We start from the raw sequence: 15,858 nt of genomic DNA, 5'->3' as shown, positions 1-15,858 counted from the left end.
AATCAGGGTGGAACACGGCGTGCCTGAACCCGTATCTGATCCCAGGGGGAGGGGGTGACGTCCATTGCCAAGTAGTGGGTCAATCCGCTCGTCTGGCTTACGAGCATTTGGCCAGACGCGCTCGGTAAGAGGGGCATCAAGGTGGATCGAGATCCACTAGAGCCCACGCCCCAGTGCTAGTTATTTATCCTGCGCTGGGGCGTTCGCCGGCCTGACAAAAATCTAAAGTTAGGCGAGCGATTCACCTGAATTTGCATCAATCTCAGCCCGCCTGAATGCCAGGATTGCACTCTCATGCACCGCTCCCCACTCCCGCATTGCGCTGATCAGTGGGGCAAGCGTGTTTGCCTAATTCTGTTAGGGAATATTCGACCTTGGGCGGGACCTCTCGATAGATTTCGCGATGGATAACCTTATCTGTCTCCAGCTCTCTGAGTTGCAAGGTGAGCATCCGCTGCGTCACATCAGGGATTAGTCGGCGCAACTCGTTGAAGCGCTTTGTTCCTGACATCAGGTGGAACAGGATGAGCGATTTCCATTTCCCACCAATGACATCGACCGTAAAGGAGACAGGGCAAGCGAATGCTTCAACTTCATCCCGGGGAATGCATTTTTTCACAGGGCATCTCCTTGGTATAAAAAATGTGCCTACAGCACATAAATGTGCGTACTTACGAATATGGTGTGCGCACGCTAACATCATTCCGTATCAATCACTACGGAATGATCCGGATGAGCTTGTTGCTTTCCCCCCATGAAATAAAAGGCATGAAACTGAAAAACCGCGTCGTCATGTCGCCCATGTGCATGCACATGGCGGCAGATGACGGCTTCGTTACTGAATGGCATCGAGTGCATTACGGTGCCCGCGCCTTGGGCCAGGCGGCATTGATTTTCCCAGAAACGCTGGCAGTTCACGCCGATGGCCGTATTGGTGCCGGTGACCTCGGTATCTGGAGCGATGCACATGTCGCTGGCTTGAAGGCGCTCACTGAATTGCTTCACAGCTTTGGCGCGAAAGTCGGTGCTCAGATCGGTCATGCAGGACGCAATGCTGACTTGCCCAATCTTATTCACATTGCGCCATCGGCTATTCCGTTCACCGAAACCAGCCCTGTGCCTCGCGCACTCGCGGCTGACGAAATTCCGGGTTTGGTAAAGCTCTACGGCGATGCTGCACGACGTGCCAGTGAAGCGGGCTTTGATGTACTTGAGATCCATGCCGCGCATGGTTATTTGCTGAGTGAGTTCCTCTCCCCACTCGCCAACACCCGCGACGACGAATATGGCGGTGATGCCAAGCGTCGCTATCGCTTCCTGCGCGAAGTGCTGGAGGAAGTCAAAACCCATTGGGGCAATCGTCCTCTGTTTGTTCGTATCTCCAGCTCTGATTACGCCGAAGGCGGAAACACACCCGAGTCATTCCTTGAATACGGTCGCTGGATGAAGGAACAGGGTGTCGACCTGATCGACTGCAGCTCCGGCGGAATCAAGATGATCAAGGTGCAGACCTATCCCGGTTACCAAGTACCGGCCGCTGAGTTGCTGCGTAAGGAGCTGCATATTGCGACGGGTGCGGTGGGTGTCATCCAGAGTGGTCGTCAAGCCGAAGAAATCCTGCAAAACGGCCGAGCTGACCTGGTGTTTGTCGGGCGGCAAATGCTGCGTGATCCGTTCTGGGTGCGCACTGCAGCAGATGATTTGAAAGAAATCATTGAGATACCTGCTGCCTACACGCGTTACGGCTCTGTATGGCTTGATACCAAAGCGTGAATCAGCCCGCGTCATAAGCGGGCGGCTGGACAGTCCTAATTCTCAATCCAATCCAATGAAGCAGGCGTGAAACCATGAGTAAACCTACTTACATACACGAATACCAAGCCATCACCGAGGTGCTGAACAAGTACATCGAGGGCTGCAAGCAAGCAAAAAGCAGCCTAATGAAGCCTGCTTTCAATGAGCAAGCGACCATGTTTAGCGTCGATGGCGACGGTAAGCTGGCCGGCGGCGCAATTCCTATCCTGTTCAAGGGGATCGATGAAGGGTTTCGCCCCTCTCCTGATGCACCGGCAGCTATCGTCCGCATTGAGATTGTCGGTACCGCGGCGAGCGCGCGCATCGACGCAAACGACATGTCCGGCATTTCGTTTACCGACTTTTTCCATCTGTTGAAAGTTGAAGGCAAGTGGACGGTCGTCAGCAAGATCTTTCACACCCACGTCGCGCCTTGAACCTCTGTCGTCCTTAAGTCTGTGGCAGTTGAGGCTTCCCAGCACTCAGGCATAAAAATGGAAACGTCATGAAAACCCTTACCTCTGCTCTTGCTCTTACGGTCGTTACGCTTGCGCCCGGTACTGCCTCCGCCGCCACGTACCCGGGAGTTGAGCACAACACGGCGAAACTCTTGCAATCGCTTGAAGGTGTCCCGACGCTCGACTCCATGACGCCGGTCGATGCCCGTGCGGCGCTGGCGGGTGCCCAGGCTGCCCCCCAAGTAGTCTTGCCGGCAGCTGATGTCAGCGAGAAGACGATACGCGTGAACGGCAGCGATCTGAAATTGACCATCGTGCGCCCGGTCGGTAGCCAACAGAAGACTCTGCCCGCGTTCATGTATTTCCACGGCGGCGGCTGGGTGTTGGGCGACTTCCCGACCCACGAACGACTGGTGCGTGACCTGGTGGTAGGCTCGGGTGCGGTGGCGGTCTTCGTCAACTACAGCCTCTCGCCAGAGGCGGCATATGGCGTCGCTACGGAGCAAGCCTATGCCGCGACAAAATGGGTCGCCGAACACGGGCAAGAGATCAAGGTAGACGGCACTCGCCTCGCCGTAGCCGGCAACAGTGCTGGCGGCAACATTGCCGCCGTAGTTGCCCTGATGGCGAACGAGAAGGGTGAACCCGCACTGCGCTCGCAAGTGTTGCTGTGCCCAGTGACAGACTCCAACTTTGACACGCTGTCGTACAAGGCCTTTGCCAACGGCTATTTCCTGACGAAGGACATGATGGCGTGGTTTTGGGACAATTACGTACCCGACGCCGAGGTACGCAAACAGATTTACGCCTCTCCACTGCAGGCCACGACCGAACAGTTGAAGGGCTTGCCGCCGACGCTGATCCAGACTGCCGAATTCGATGTCCTGCGCGATGAAGCTGAAGCGTACGGCCGCAAGCTCGACGCGGCGGGTGTGCCTGTGAAGACGGTTCGCTACAACGGCATGATTCACGATTTCGGTCTGTCGAACGGCTTCAGCCGTCTGCCGACGCCGCGCAGCGCGATTGCGCAGGCATCTCATGAACTCAAGATCAACCTGAGCAAGTAATTTCAAAAACAAAGAATCCGCAGGTCACGTTGAAACTGCGGGCTTCGTCATTGAAAACATATCCTCATCTCATTGCGAGGCTGCCTGCGCACAGCAGACTTTCGGAGCGTCTGCTGCGTTTGTGCGGTTGAGCATATTTCGATAATTGCACTCCTTTATGAAGAGCGACTAAATGAAATTTATATCTATTAAGCAGTTGTTTTTTGTGGCCTTGATTTCGAGCTTTGGCGCGATGGCTCAAGCAGAAAACGCACCAGGTGGCCCACAAGTTATCAGTAGTAAAACAGTCAGAAAAGCTACGTATGTAGAAGACTATCAAGCTATTACAGAGGTGCTTAACGCGTATATTGAGGGTTGCAAGCAGGCCAAGAGCAGTATCATGAAACCCGCTTTCAATGAACATGCGACGATGTACAGCGTCAGCGCCGAGGGCAAGTTGGAAGGCGGCGCGATTCCAATCTTGTTCGAGGGAATTGACAAGGATTTCCGTCCCTCTCCCGACGCGCAAGCCGCGATTACTCGTATTGAAATCGTCGGTAATGCCGCGAGTGCTCGTATCGATGCCAACGGCATGTCCGGCCTCTCTTTCACCGACTTCTTCCAGTTGCTGAAAGTAGAAGGCAAGTGGACGGTTGTTAGCAAGATTTTCCAAACCCATGACGCGCCTTAACTAGTCAAAGCAGCGCTGAAAATTGAGTTCGAAATTGAAGATGAGTTTCACGAAGTACTCGTCAGCACTTATCTAATTCTTCTTCACTGCATGCTCGGTAATCAGTTGAGCCAGTAGTTTTACTGGCTCAGTTAGACTGCGGCGTGCACGGTGCACCAAACCAATATCGCGATGGAATGTACGTTGTTTCAGGTCGATTGCACGTACCTCGGCAGGCCATTCTTTACGGGTGGCCGTTTCTGGCACCAAGGCGACTCCAACGCCGTTTGCAACCAGTTTGACGATTGCATCCAGTTCGTCGAGTTCGCAGACTTCGTGTAATGAAAAATGGGTTTGTCGCAGAAACCTATCAACTTGGCGTCCGCCGAAGGATGATCGGTCATAGCGGATAAAGGGTTGGCTCGATATCAATTCAGCCCAATCGTCTCCCGGCATATCGGCGGGGACGATCAGCCGGTAAGGTTCTCGCGCCAAGGTTGTCCAGCGCAGATCACTGTGAAGCGAGAAGGGCGGGCGGATTATCGCGGCCATATCGATTTCGCCTGAATCGACTTGGTTCACCAACTCCATCGACAAGCCGGGGAGCACTCGCGTTCTGCATTGCGCAGATCGTTGATGAAATTCAGCCAGGGCTTCTGGCAAGAAGGAGCGCTGAACCGAGGCAATCGCTCCAATGGTGATCAAAACATTCGCAGGAAGACCCACCGATGTCGAGCCCAGGTCTTTAAATTGGCGTACCAGTTCCTGACCCTGCGCCAAAACCTGGTGACCCATTCGATTGAGCTGAGCCGAGCGTCCCTTACGGTCGAATAGCTGTACCCCTAGCTCCGCCTCAAGGCGTTGCATCTGGGCGCTGACGGCGGCTTGGGTGAGGCCGATTTTGCTGCCGGCAGCCGCAAATGTGCCTTCTCTTGCCACAGCGATAAGTGTTTTCAGTTCTTTGATCATGCTCAAATAATAATTATGTTTTGCTTCGAAATGTATTTATATTTTTGTCGCTGAAGCGCTGCGTAAAATTGCTTCCGATACGGGTGAACAAACGGCAGGTGCTCCACCGGGCGCCTGCCGCTGGATCGTTTTTTTTGATAGCATGCGCCGCATTATGAAGAAACCCGCCCATGACATGCGCCAGCACATCATCGATGTCGCCAGGTCGCTGATGACCCAGAAAGGTTACACCGCCGTTGGTCTTACCGAGCTGCTCGCGGCCGCGGGTGTACCTAAAGGGTCGTTCTATCACTACTTTCGATCAAAGGAAGAGTTCGGCCAAGCGCTGCTCGAAGAGTACTTTGAAGAGTACCTCACGTGTGTCGATGTGCAGTTGGCCAGTGAGGGCAGCGGCGCCGAACGTCTGCTGAGCTATCTACGCTATTGGGCCGAGACACAGGCGTTTGATCACACCGATCAAAAATGCCTGGTGGTCAAATTGGGTGCGGAAGTGTGTGATCTGTCCGAAAACATGCGCGGCGTACTTGAGAAGGGGACTGCCCTGATCATCGAGCGGATGGTTCGTTGTGTTGAGCAGGGTAAAGCGGATGGCTCCATAAGTGCGTCGGTTGACTCAGCAATATTGGCTGAAGCGCTCTACCAGATGTGGTTGGGCGCCTCGTTGTTGGTCAAGGTCAACAGAACACGCGAGCCTTTTGATGCTGCGCTTGATATGAGCCGACGCTTGTTGGCTTAGTGCCGATCGGCAGGCTTGGTCATGCTGCTCGATGGCACCACATGAATGCCAGGCTCCTGACTGATCGCGGCCTCAAGCAATGCCCGCGCAATCAGCGCCGGGGGGTTGAGACGCCAGCGTTCAGGTAACAGCGGCGATGCAAGCTTGAGCATCCGGATCAGTGCACGCTCGGCATGGCGCACTTCCTCACGCTTGCCTCCGATGACACCCGGCCGCACATACGTCAGCGATTCAAACCCCACCCTCGCCAGATCCTGTTCCAAGCGGCCTTTGACCTGGTTATAGAAAAACGAAGATCCCGCATCTGCGCCGATAGCCGAATTGAGCACGTAGGTCGGCGTTCCATGCGCGCGTGCGAGCCTGGCCACTGCCAATGGATAGGTGTGGTCAACTCGCTCGAAGGCTGCTCTGGAGCCGGCTGTTTTAAGCGTGGTACCCAGCGTGCAGATCACTGCATCTGCTTGCCAGCGATCAGCCTGTTCGTCCAAGTGATCAAAATCGATGGGCGTGGCGATGAGTTTAGGGTGCGCCGCCAAAGTCTTGCGTGTTGGCGCGTAGACCTTGCCGACGCGCGGATCCGACAGGGCCAGATCCAATACATGGCTGCCAACCAGCCCGCTTGCGCCGACCAGTAGCAGCTTGAATGTTGTGGGTTCGTTCATGCTTGAGTGCTATCCCGCACAAAACGCTGGATAGCCTCGTTGACCGGTGTGCTGCCTTGGGTCAGTTCGATGATGACGCGACTGACGCCGGGCTGTTCGATGATCTGCAACAAGGCTGCGGCGACATCGTCACGCGGCACGTCGCCATAGGGGATAGCCAGGCCAGCGTGGACCTTGCCACTGCCGGGTGAGTCCAGCAAGGTGCCGGGGCGCAGAATGACCCAGTCTAGATCGCTTGCGGCCAAATGCACGTCGGCGCGTTTTTTCACGACCATGTAGTTTTCGAAGGTCTCGGAAACCGATTTGCCACGCGATGCCTCTGGAAACGCCGACACAAGAATAAAGCGCTGGATGCCCGCCAACTCAGCCGCGGCTACGGACAGCTCAAGGCCGTGACCGTCGATGGCATCCGTCATCTGCGCGCCGCCTTTGCCGCCGGCACCCGCGGCGAATACCACGGTATCACTCCCCGCCATCAGCTTGGCCAGAGCCTCTGTGTCGAGGTCAAGCAAGTTACCGGCAACGGGGATGGCGCCGAGTGCTTCGAGTCCCTCGGCCTGTTCCGCATGACGGTATAACGAATGTGGTTGATGGCCTCGGTCTGCCAGTTGTCGAGCAAGGCTTCGGGCCACTTTACCCGAACCACCGACGATAAAAACTGAGTGCATAGTTCCTCCAGATCAGGCGATGTTTCAAAAATTTCCCGCTCAAGCGAACCTGAAAACGCGCTCGGCGAATGCACGCTGAAGGTTATTCTATATTGGTCACTACAGAAATTGTCAAGCGCCTGGGAGATTTGGCCCCGGGCACGCGCCTTGTGTTCAAACGGCGCCAGAGGCCAAAAAAATCAGCCCGGAATAAACAAATAAAATTGATTTTTCGCATCCATATATATTGTTTTAATTGTCTGCTGGAGACCGCTAGCATTGATGCACTATCAACAAAAGCTCAAAGAGTGGCCCCATGCAATTGCTCGGAAATTTGCTGAAAGCGGTTAAACCCTCGCCAACGCTGGCAATCACGCGCAAGGCGGCAGAGTTACGCCGCAATGGGGCCGATATCATCAGCCTGTCAACCGGCGAGCCGGACTTTCCAACCCCCGATCACATCAATGCGGCTGCCAAGGCGGCGATTGATGCAGGCCAGACCCGCTACACCGATGTCGACGGCACTCCAGAACTCAAAGCGGCGATCGTTCGAAAGTTTCAGCGTGAAAACGGTATCACCTACGCGACAGACGAAATCAGCGTCGGCACCGGCGGTAAGCAAGTGCTGATCAACGCGCTGCAGGCCACCCTTAACCCCGGAGATGAAGTCATCATTCCTGCGCCTTACTGGGTGTCCTATCCGGACATGGTGCGCCTGGCGGGGGGCACGCCCGTGGAAATCCTCTGCGCGGTCCATCAGCATTTCAAGATCACCGCCGAGCAACTCCAGCAAGCCATCACGCCGCGTACCAAGTGGCTGATTTTGAATTCGCCGAGCAACCCGACGGGGGCGGGTTATAGCGCGGCAGAGCTTGATCGGTTGGGCGCCGTATTGTTGGAGCATCCGCAGGTCTACGTGTTGACGGATGATATGTACGAGCACCTGAGTTACGACGGTTGGGTGTTTTCCACGCTGGCTTCGCAGGTGCCGGCGTTACATGGTCGCGTGGTGACCGTGAATGGCGTTTCAAAGGCCTATTCTATGACGGGCTGGCGCATTGGTTATGCGGGCGGTCCTAAACTTCTAATTGCTGCCATGGCCACCATTCAATCGCAGACCACGAGCAGCCCCTGCGCAATATCCCAGGCGGCTGCCGTGGCAGCGCTGGACGGGCCTATCGATTTTCTGGCTGAGCGCAATGAAGTGTTTCGTCAGCGCAGGGATCTTTGCCTGGACGCTTTTAACACCACTCCCGGCTTGGTGTGTCGCCGTCCGGAGGGCGCTTTTTATCTCTTCCCTTCATGCTCGGGGCTGTTCGGGCGCAAAACGCCTGCAGGTGTGGTGCTGACTAATGACGTGGATGTCTGCCAGTACCTGCTCGAAGCCGCACAGGTGGCGGTGGTGCCGGGGAGTGCGTTTGGGTTGGAGGGTTATTTCCGCATCTCCTTTGCGACCTCCACGGTGCTGCTGGAGCAGGCATGCGCGCGCATCAAGGCTGCGTGTGAACAGCTTGCTTGAGTGCAGCGTTTGGTTTAGCAGAGTTGGTTCCAGTCAAGCTGACAGGGAAGGGCTCAGCATCGCTACGGCTGTTGCGCCGATGCCTTGCAGATCTTCCCTGGTGGCAGCGTCATGTGCCTGCAGGGACATGCCTTCGAGCAATGTATTCAAGGCCGCGGCGAGCAGGCGAGTGTTGGTTTCCGGTTTGAGCTGACCTTGTTCCACTGCGCGATCCAAGCGCTGCTGTAAGTAGTCACGGCCTTCCTGGCGCAAGGCCTTGAGGGTCGCGGTGACTTCACCGGCATCGTCGGAGACATTGACTGCCGCGAGGACGACCATGCAGCCACAGGGCGCCTCGGGTTCGGTCAGGATCGACGCTGAGGTGTGGAAGAACTCGCTGATGGCGCGCACGATGTCTGGCTCGGTGTCCATGCGCTCCCACGTGGCATCCCAGAACGTCGCTTCGTAGTAGGCAACCGCTTCGAGAAATAACTTGGCTTTGTTGCCGAACGCCGCATACAGACTGGGAGGGCTGATGCTCATGGCTGAACACAATTCCGCCACAGAAGCCGGCTCGTAGCCACGCCTCCAAAACACTGCCAGCGCCTGCAGCAGAGCCTGGTCTCGATCAAACGCGCGCGGGCGTCCTTTTGCGCGTGGAACAGAGATTGGGGTGGAGTTGGTCATTGAGTGCAGCACCTTGGGGGCGTATCGCCAGACGAGCATGCCTGGAAGAAAGTTCTGCCCAATGATACACAAAATGAAATTTTCGGTTGCGCAGCGTAACTCTGAGCTTTCAGGTCGGCCGTGACGCGTGCCCAAGAGCCGGAACGTTGTATCGCTCAAGCACGTGGCCAATACCGCTCAATAGCGGTATCACATGCTTCGCAATATCAACGGCGACTGCGGTGGGCACCATCTCTGCGTTTCGGCGAAAAAACAGTGGATCCTGAAAAATCAGCCTGAGCTTGGACAGGCTGTTGCTGACCGCGGGCTGTCCGATGTTCAAGCGCTCGGACGCCCTGGTGACACTCTTTTCCTGATACAGCGCAGCGAAGATCACCAGGCAATTGAGGTTGAATTGCGCAAGGCACTCGGTATTGAACGTTGACGTGGGGGGAGGTGTGTTCATGAGCTTTACCCTGTCATTTGTCTTCGTTCGCCGTTGGTCGTAGAACGTGAAGCTATTCTAAAATCTACTAGACGACCGGTCTAGTTTTAAATAGAGTGGCTGCCTTATGAAAAAGCATCATTCTGAAACACGCCAACACATCCTGGATGTCGCCAGGACGTTGATGACTCACAAAGGCTACACCAGCGTAGGGTTGGCTGAGGTGGTAGCGGCTGCGAGCGTGCCTAAAGGTTCGTTCTACCACTACTTCAAATCCAAGGAAGAATTTGGTCAGGCATTGCTTGAACAGTATTTTTCCGACTACCTCGCAACAGTCGACACGCTGTTGATGGGTTCTGCACCCGCCGCGCAAAGGCTGCTGAGTTACTTCCAGTATTGGGCGCAAACCCAGTGTTCTGATTTGCCTACCGACAAGTGCCTGGTGGTCAAATTGGGCGCCGAGGTCTGTGACCTCTCGGAGGGCATGCGCCTGGTGCTCGACCGAGGTACGCAGGCCATCCACGCAAAGCTTGAGCGCTGTATTGAGCAGGGGCTTGTAGATGGTTCGATCACGTCCACAGCGCCAAGCGCGACGCTTGCGCAATCGCTCTATCAGGTTTGGCTCGGTGCTTCGTTGATGATGAAGATCGGCAAGCGCGACGACGCCTTTGAAACATCCCTGACGCTGGCAAAGCGACTTTTGTCGTAGCTATTTTTTTATCAATTTACTAGACGACCGGTCTATTTAGCTGAGGTCCAACATGACAGACAACGCCACTCGTACCGACTTATTCACCCCCATCAACCTGGGCGCAATGAAACTCGCCAACCGTATTTTGATGGCGCCCGTGACCCGTAGCCGCTATGCCGAAGATGGCATCCCCAACGAGCTGCACGCTGAGTATTACGCTCAACGCGCCACCGCGGGCTTGATCGTCGCCGAGGCCACCAATATTTCCGCGCAAGGCCGCGGTTACGCGGCCACTCCAGGCATCTGGAGTGAGGAGCAAGTTGCGGGCTGGAAGAAAGTCACGGACGCCGTGCATGCCGCCGGCGGGAAGATCGTCAGCCAGCTATGGCATGTGGGGCGGTTCTCCAGTGTTGAGCTGCAACCTGACGGTGCCGCACCGGTCGCGCCTTCCGCGATCAAGGCTGAAGGCGACACCTATACCACCAACGGCTTCGTTCCGGTGTCGATGCCACGGGCGCTTGAAACCGATGAGATCCCGGGGATCATCGAGCAGTACAAACGTGCTGCCGAGAATGCCAAGCGCGCTGGTTTTGATGGTGTAGAGGTTCATTCGGCCAACAGCTACCTGCTGGACCAGTTCCTGCGGGACTCGACCAACCATCGCACCGACCAGTACGGCGGCTCCATCGAGAACCGTGCGCGCCTGACCCTGGAAGTGACCGAAGCAATCGTCAAGATCTGGGGCAACGACCGGGTTGGCATCCGCCTGTCGCCGGTCACGCCTGACGCCGGCAACACGCCGCCCGACAGCAACGTGATGGCGATGTATGGCTACCTGATCCAGCAACTGAACGCATTCGACCTGGCTTACCTGCACTTCGTTGAAGGCGCTACCGCCACCTCGCGTGATGTACCGGAAGGCGTGGACATGGACGCATTGAGCGCGCAGTTCAACGGGCCATTCATCGGCAACAACAACTACGACCTGGACATGGCTATCGAGCGCCGCGCCCAAGGCAAGATCGACGCCGTAGCGTTTGGCCGCCTGTTTATCTCCAACCCGGATCTGGTTGAGCGCTTGCGTCGTGGGGCCGAACTGACCATCGCACCGCGCGAGTCGTACTACGGCGGCGGCGCGAAGGCCTACACCGACTGGCCCGTCGGCAACTACTGATCCCGTTATATCCGCGATAACCCCAAAAACTGCCCGCACAGACGGGCAGTCACCAACGAGAGTAACGCCCATGAACTATCTGCAGAATAAAACCGCGATCATCACTGGCGCATCGTCCGGGCTGGGTGCTGCATCGGCACGTGCCTTAGCTGAGAAAGGCGTTCGAATCGTCGCGGCAGCCCTGGACCAGCAAGGCCTGGACGCCATGGTCAGCGAGTTGAAAGGCAAGGGCGGGGACGCGGTAGGTCGCGTCAGCGACGTTACCAACCCTGAGGATATGAAAGCGCTCGCGCAATTCGCCCAGGACTCTTTCGGTTCGGTGGATATCCTGATCAACAACGCAGGCTTGATGCTGTTTTCCAACTGGGTCGACCTGGCCACCGATGATTGGGAAAAGATGATCAACGTGAACATCAAAGGCTACCTGCATGCTATCGCAGCGGTGTTGCCGTTCATGCTGAAACAGAAGTCGGGCCAGATCCTGAATATGGATTCGGTCGCCGGTCACCAGGTCGGGCCTGCTGCGGGTATCTACAGCGCCACCAAGTTCTTCGTGCAGGCCATGACTGAGTCGATGCGCAAAGAGCTGGGCGTTCAGCACGGCATCCGTGTCAACACGGTCAGCCCGGGTGTGATCAACACCGGTTGGGCCGATAAAGTCACCGACCCGGCAGGCCGTAAAGCGGCGCAAGAGCTGAATAAAATCGCTATCTCGCCGGACGATATTGGGCGCGCAGTGGTGTATGCACTGAATCAGCCTGAAAACGTCACCGTCAACGACCTGATCATTTCGCCGACCCGCCAGGATTGGTAAGTCATAAGCGTTGAAATCACCCAGCCCAGGCACCGCCGCAACGCCGTGTGCCTGGGCGCTACAGGATCCGTCCTGTCCGCCCAAGTAAAAGCAATGAGTCCCTTCAATAACACTCGCATTTTGATTGTTGACGGTGGCGCTGGCGAAGAGCCTGCGAGCCCGGTTTGAAGGCAAAGCCCTGCCGACCTATGTCTACAGGGACTATGGCTTGCTGGTCTCGCTGTCACGCTATTCGGCGGTGGGTTACCTGATGGGTAAACTCACGGGCAGTGTGACGCTGGAAGGATGGTTGGCGCGGGCGTTCTATGCATCGCTGTACCGCATGCCCCAAGTCGCGCGCTATGGCCTGGTACCCTCGGGATTACTGATGTTGGGTAACCACTTGTTGGGGCCAGGCACCGTGCCTCGGTTGAAACTGCACTAGATCACTGATGGGGTTAGCGCTTCTCCGATCGCATAAAAGTGGCCGCCTGCGATGTAGTGCAGGCTACGAAAGTCCGGGTGCGCACGCTCAAAGTGCCAATGGCCGTCGCTGAATACCCGTGTGTCGGCCCAGGCAGCGACGACTTCACCGATAAACAGGTCGTAGGTCGACTGGTTGTGAGGTTCGGGCAATAGTTTGCACGCAAGCCAGGCCGAGCAGCCGGCCACGAATGGCACGTCATGGCCGCTGATACTGAACAGCTCGACGCCGCTATGAGCCAGCTTCTGTGGATCTTCCTGGAGGCTGACGCTGCCCACATCGCAGGTCAATTGCAGCTGTGCCACCGTCGGAACCTGAATCACAAACACGCCGCTAAGCTCTACGAGTTCGCGGGTTTGGGCGATCTTGTCCAGCACCACAGTGACTTTGGGGGGTGAGAAATCCAATGCACAGGCCCATGCCGCGGCCATCACATTTCGAGTCTCCTCGTGTTGAGCAGATACCAGCACGGTGGGGCCGTGGTTGATCAGCCGGTAGGCCTTTTCAAGCGGCACTTCGGCAATGTGGTCGTGCATCGTCACTCCAGAAAAATGAAACCCCGCATCCATTGCTGGAGCGGGGTAGGGCACATTCACGCTGTAGCGGTTTGGTTCAGGTATACCTGGAGGCTTTCATGACCGCCGACAATGAGCGACTCGATGGTCGAGGTCCATTGCCCCTGGGGATCAGGCTCGCGTGTGTCGAAGGTCGCAGACCACAGAATCACGGTTTTCTGTTCGCCGGTCAGCGGAATCAGTCGCACGGTCAACACGTAGTTGTCGACGGGCAGTGGTGCTTCAACGAAGCGGTAGGAGAACTGCAGATTCACCGCGTCTACCGACAACAACTGCTCGCGCAGAATGGCGCCGTCCTGCAACGTCAGCCGACGGATGCAGCCAACCAGTCCGTCAGGCTGACCGTCTTCGATGACGCTCTGCGGGATCGCCGGGTGCCACTGGCTGATCTTGCCGAAGCGCTTGAGTACATCCCAAACGCGCTCGGCGCCGCCGTCTACAACGGCGTTGTATTCAACTTTTGCCATGATTCATCACCTTAAGAAACAGCATTGCGTTCAGGCCGCTCGGGTCAGCCTTCGAACTGGTGATAAACCTTGGCGATCACCTTCCAGGTGCCGTCGATTTTGATCAGTGTCAGGTAATCGTTGTAGTCGGCACCGATCGCGTCCTTTTCCATATCCACCCTTACCACGGCGGTGGTTGGGGTGATCGCCAGCACGTCCAGGCGGGTACTGATATCCGGGGCCGTGCCATTGGTACGGACGAAGTCGAACAGGTTGCTGATCGGGCCGCCCAACAGTTTGCCGTTGGTGAAGCCGTACATCACTGCTTCCTTGTGGAAGGCCTGCTCCAGCACTTCCGGGCTGCCGGCACGCAGGCCGTCAGCGTATTGCTGGGCCACGGCGACAACGGCGTTGTAGTCCTGGGTGGGTACAGCTTTGATGTTTTTGCTCATGGTCAAACGCCTTCGCATGGTTTTGGCGCCAATAGGGCGCGGTTCAAACGGCTGGGTTAAGGAGCAACGTGGGTGTGGTAGATCTTGCTGATGACGGTCCACTTTCCGTCAACCTTCAGCAGGTTGAAGAAATCGGTGAAGCAGAAGCCGGAGATGTCATTGGTATCGATACGTGCGCTGGCAGCGGTGCCTACGATATCGACGTTGACGATGGCGCCTTTGGCTTCCGGTGAGGGACGGAAGGCGCTGTCGATGATGTCGAACAGACCCTGGATCGGGCCTCCGGTCAGCTTGCCTTCGCCATCTACACCAAAGATGGTGGCCTGCTCGCTGAAGGCAGGTTTCATGAGGCTGCTTTTGGCCTGCTTGCCACCTTCGTTGTAGTGGTTCAGCACCGTGACGATGGCGTTGTAGTCTTCGACGTAAGTTGGGTTGCTCATGGTGTAACTCCTAGTTTGAAGAGGGTGGAAGAAGGGCTTGGTTGATCGCTTTGCGTGCATAACCAGCGATGGTCAGTAAGGCGATCAATGCAACGACCAGACCCGTCCAAGTCATCATTTGAGTCGATCGATGGGTCGTTACCTCGCCACTGATTATCTGTGCGACATCAGCCGCCAGAGAGCCCAGGTACGCATACAGAAATGTTCCAGGAAGCAGGCCGATCCAAGTCGCCAGCAGGAAATCTCGACGGGCGATTCGGCTGGCTCCGAGTCCGTAGCTCAGCGGAGCGAACGGCACGATGGACGCCAGGCGCAAGAGGAAAACAATTCGAAAACCTCCTGACTCGATTGCGTGGTCGACCGCCGCTGATGTGGGGCTGTTCGCCAGGCGTCGTTTGACCCAAGGGCGCAGAAGCGATCTGCCCAAGGCAAACGCGACCGCTGCAGAGAGCAAGCCAGCGGGCGAGATGAGCAGCGTTCCGCCCATCGGGCCGTACAAAAAACCTGCGAGCGCCGTGAGCATCGAGGCGGGTACGAAGGCGACAGTGCCCACCACAAATATCGCGGCATACAGCGCAGTCCCGACGACTCCGAGCGAGCGAATAATCTCGGTCCACTGCACGACGCTGTGTACGGCCAGGTCTATCACGTTGCCTATCCGACTCATTCAGTTTGTGGGAATGCTTCCCGTCCAGCGCATCACTGAAAGCCATTTAATTAGCGATCGCTACATATTGCGTGCATTCTATAGTGACCACTACAGTTGGTGTCAAGACATTACTTTCGGTGTTGGTGAGCGCAATAATATTGCGCTGCAACTGATCCTGCCGATTCAGCCTGATTGCCCGGTTAGGTAGGAGAAAAACCCTTGCTCTGGTGCGGTTTAACCGCTCGTCCGTTCGCGTTTTAAATCGACAAAAAACAAGTCGATACACCAAGTGCTCTTTCACTGGCGTAATAAAAAATACTTATAAATCAGTGGCTAAATCACAAAGTGCAGGTCTCGCTTCCCGCTCCAAGCATTAAAAAGCCACTCAAGTGAGTGGCTTTTTTTGCCTGTGATTTAGGGAGTGGACGCTTCGGTGTCTTTTTTATGTGGGGTCAATGTTAGCGACGTGCTGAGTACCCGCAGCTTCATCCCGTCTCTGTCTTACCAGCGTCGACGCTTGTATGGAGCCGCCGCTGTTGAGCAATGCGTTGCAATGGCCGAGC

At 56.3% G+C, this 15,858-nt stretch carries 20 protein-coding genes and 1 pseudogene; 10 read left to right on the top strand and 11 right to left on the bottom strand.

The annotated features are described in order from the left end of the window. Positions 1–292 precede the first annotated feature (292 nt). Positions 293–619, bottom strand: a complete 327-nt coding sequence (locus AB4N82_RS29250; protein WP_460104088.1) for a winged helix-turn-helix transcriptional regulator — start codon at positions 617–619, stop codon at positions 293–295. 113 nt (positions 620–732) lie between these two features. On the opposite strand from AB4N82_RS29250, the gene namA reads away from it, so the two are divergent. The 4 genes from namA to AB4N82_RS29230 all read left to right on the top strand — a co-directional run bounded on the left by namA (position 733) and on the right by AB4N82_RS29230 (position 3,989). Beyond that, positions 733–1,773: an NADPH dehydrogenase NamA gene (namA, locus tag AB4N82_RS29245; protein ID WP_122764058.1), complete on the top strand. Its 1,041-nt coding sequence runs from the start codon at positions 733–735 to the stop codon at positions 1,771–1,773. Between the two features lie 74 nt (positions 1,774–1,847). Next, positions 1,848–2,231 (top strand): nuclear transport factor 2 family protein, encoded by a 384-nt coding sequence (locus AB4N82_RS29240; protein ID WP_122764059.1) that lies wholly within the window; start codon positions 1,848–1,850, stop codon positions 2,229–2,231. Positions 2,232–2,299: 68 nt separating this feature from the next. After that, positions 2,300–3,319, top strand: coding sequence for an alpha/beta hydrolase (locus AB4N82_RS29235; RefSeq protein WP_122764060.1), 1,020 nt, complete (start codon positions 2,300–2,302; stop codon positions 3,317–3,319). Positions 3,320–3,551: 232 nt separating this feature from the next. Continuing rightward, positions 3,552–3,989 (top strand): nuclear transport factor 2 family protein, encoded by a 438-nt coding sequence (locus tag AB4N82_RS29230; RefSeq protein WP_050442815.1) that lies wholly within the window; start codon positions 3,552–3,554, stop codon positions 3,987–3,989. A gap of 72 nt (positions 3,990–4,061) precedes the next feature. Here AB4N82_RS29230 and AB4N82_RS29225 read toward each other — a convergent pair whose 3' ends face one another. Further along, entirely contained in the window at positions 4,062–4,937 is an 876-nt protein-coding gene (locus AB4N82_RS29225) for a LysR family transcriptional regulator (RefSeq protein WP_032885502.1), read from the bottom strand. Between the two features lie 154 nt (positions 4,938–5,091). Here AB4N82_RS29225 and AB4N82_RS29220 point away from each other — a divergent pair, with 154 nt between their 5' ends. Continuing rightward, the gene (locus tag AB4N82_RS29220) at positions 5,092–5,673 is read left to right on the top strand and encodes a TetR/AcrR family transcriptional regulator (RefSeq protein WP_163034946.1); all 582 of its coding nucleotides are present in this window, start codon (positions 5,092–5,094) and stop codon (positions 5,671–5,673) included. Here the strand turns inward: AB4N82_RS29220 and AB4N82_RS29215 are convergent. Both AB4N82_RS29215 and AB4N82_RS29210 read right to left on the bottom strand, forming a co-directional pair. Further along, positions 5,670–6,335, bottom strand: a complete 666-nt coding sequence (locus AB4N82_RS29215) for an NAD-dependent epimerase/dehydratase family protein (protein WP_012724344.1) — start codon at positions 6,333–6,335, stop codon at positions 5,670–5,672. The two genes, AB4N82_RS29220 and AB4N82_RS29215, sit on opposite strands and share 4 nt — an antisense overlap. Beyond that, positions 6,332–7,003 carry an NAD(P)-binding oxidoreductase gene (locus tag AB4N82_RS29210; protein ID WP_122764061.1) on the bottom strand — a complete coding sequence of 224 codons (672 nt, stop codon included), beginning with the start codon at positions 7,001–7,003 and terminating at the stop codon, positions 6,332–6,334. Before AB4N82_RS29210 ends, AB4N82_RS29215 begins: the two co-directional genes overlap by 4 nt. Before the next feature lie 295 nt (positions 7,004–7,298). Here AB4N82_RS29210 and AB4N82_RS29205 point away from each other — a divergent pair, with 295 nt between their 5' ends. Continuing rightward, complete coding sequence (locus AB4N82_RS29205) at positions 7,299–8,501, top strand: pyridoxal phosphate-dependent aminotransferase (RefSeq protein ID WP_460104083.1); 1,203 nt, start codon at positions 7,299–7,301, stop codon at positions 8,499–8,501. A gap of 33 nt (positions 8,502–8,534) precedes the next feature. On the opposite strand, the gene AB4N82_RS29200 is transcribed toward AB4N82_RS29205, so the two are convergent. Both AB4N82_RS29200 and AB4N82_RS29195 read right to left on the bottom strand, forming a co-directional pair. Further along, entirely contained in the window at positions 8,535–9,167 is a 633-nt protein-coding gene (locus AB4N82_RS29200; RefSeq protein ID WP_122764063.1) for a TetR/AcrR family transcriptional regulator, read from the bottom strand. A gap of 109 nt (positions 9,168–9,276) precedes the next feature. Next, entirely contained in the window at positions 9,277–9,612 is a 336-nt protein-coding gene (locus AB4N82_RS29195) for a helix-turn-helix domain-containing protein (RefSeq protein ID WP_032885494.1), read from the bottom strand. Positions 9,613–9,718: 106 nt separating this feature from the next. Between AB4N82_RS29195 and AB4N82_RS29190 the strand changes: the two genes are divergently transcribed. From AB4N82_RS29190 to AB4N82_RS29175, 4 genes and pseudogenes are all read left to right on the top strand, one after another. Continuing rightward, positions 9,719–10,300 carry a TetR/AcrR family transcriptional regulator gene (locus AB4N82_RS29190; protein ID WP_010656561.1) on the top strand — a complete coding sequence of 194 codons (582 nt, stop codon included), beginning with the start codon at positions 9,719–9,721 and terminating at the stop codon, positions 10,298–10,300. 52 nt (positions 10,301–10,352) lie between these two features. Next, a complete protein-coding gene (locus AB4N82_RS29185) occupies positions 10,353–11,456 on the top strand; it encodes an alkene reductase (protein WP_122764064.1) in 1,104 nt (367 codons plus the stop codon). A 70-nt stretch (positions 11,457–11,526) separates the two neighbouring features. Then, a complete protein-coding gene (locus AB4N82_RS29180) occupies positions 11,527–12,270 on the top strand; it encodes an SDR family oxidoreductase (protein WP_122764065.1) in 744 nt (247 codons plus the stop codon). Between the two features lie 139 nt (positions 12,271–12,409). Next, a pseudogene (locus AB4N82_RS29175) lies at positions 12,410–12,694 on the top strand (FAD-dependent oxidoreductase); the annotation flags it as partial. Here AB4N82_RS29175 and AB4N82_RS29170 read toward each other — a convergent pair. The 5 genes from AB4N82_RS29170 to AB4N82_RS29150 are packed head-to-tail and all read right to left on the bottom strand — an operon-like array spanning position 12,691 to position 15,295. Further along, positions 12,691–13,269 (bottom strand): flavin reductase family protein, encoded by a 579-nt coding sequence (locus AB4N82_RS29170; RefSeq protein WP_032885489.1) that lies wholly within the window; start codon positions 13,267–13,269, stop codon positions 12,691–12,693. The pseudogene AB4N82_RS29175 and the gene AB4N82_RS29170 sit on opposite strands and share 4 nt — an antisense overlap. Before the next feature lie 56 nt (positions 13,270–13,325). Next, positions 13,326–13,775 (bottom strand): SRPBCC family protein, encoded by a 450-nt coding sequence (locus AB4N82_RS29165; RefSeq protein WP_122764066.1) that lies wholly within the window; start codon positions 13,773–13,775, stop codon positions 13,326–13,328. Between the two features lie 44 nt (positions 13,776–13,819). After that, positions 13,820–14,206 (bottom strand): nuclear transport factor 2 family protein, encoded by a 387-nt coding sequence (locus tag AB4N82_RS29160; protein ID WP_032885487.1) that lies wholly within the window; start codon positions 14,204–14,206, stop codon positions 13,820–13,822. 56 nt (positions 14,207–14,262) lie between these two features. Next, positions 14,263–14,646, bottom strand: coding sequence for a nuclear transport factor 2 family protein (locus AB4N82_RS29155; protein WP_010656555.1), 384 nt, complete (start codon positions 14,644–14,646; stop codon positions 14,263–14,265). Between the two features lie 10 nt (positions 14,647–14,656). Beyond that, on the bottom strand, positions 14,657–15,295 hold the full coding sequence (locus AB4N82_RS29150; RefSeq protein ID WP_122764082.1) for a TVP38/TMEM64 family protein: 639 nt from the start codon (positions 15,293–15,295) through the stop codon (positions 14,657–14,659). Between the last annotated feature and the right edge of the window lie 563 nt (positions 15,296–15,858).

It is taken from the genome of Pseudomonas sp. H1_D04 (assembly GCF_054683855.1).
Note: the sequence above shows the minus strand (reverse complement) of the source record. Positions and strands in the feature narration are given on the sequence as shown.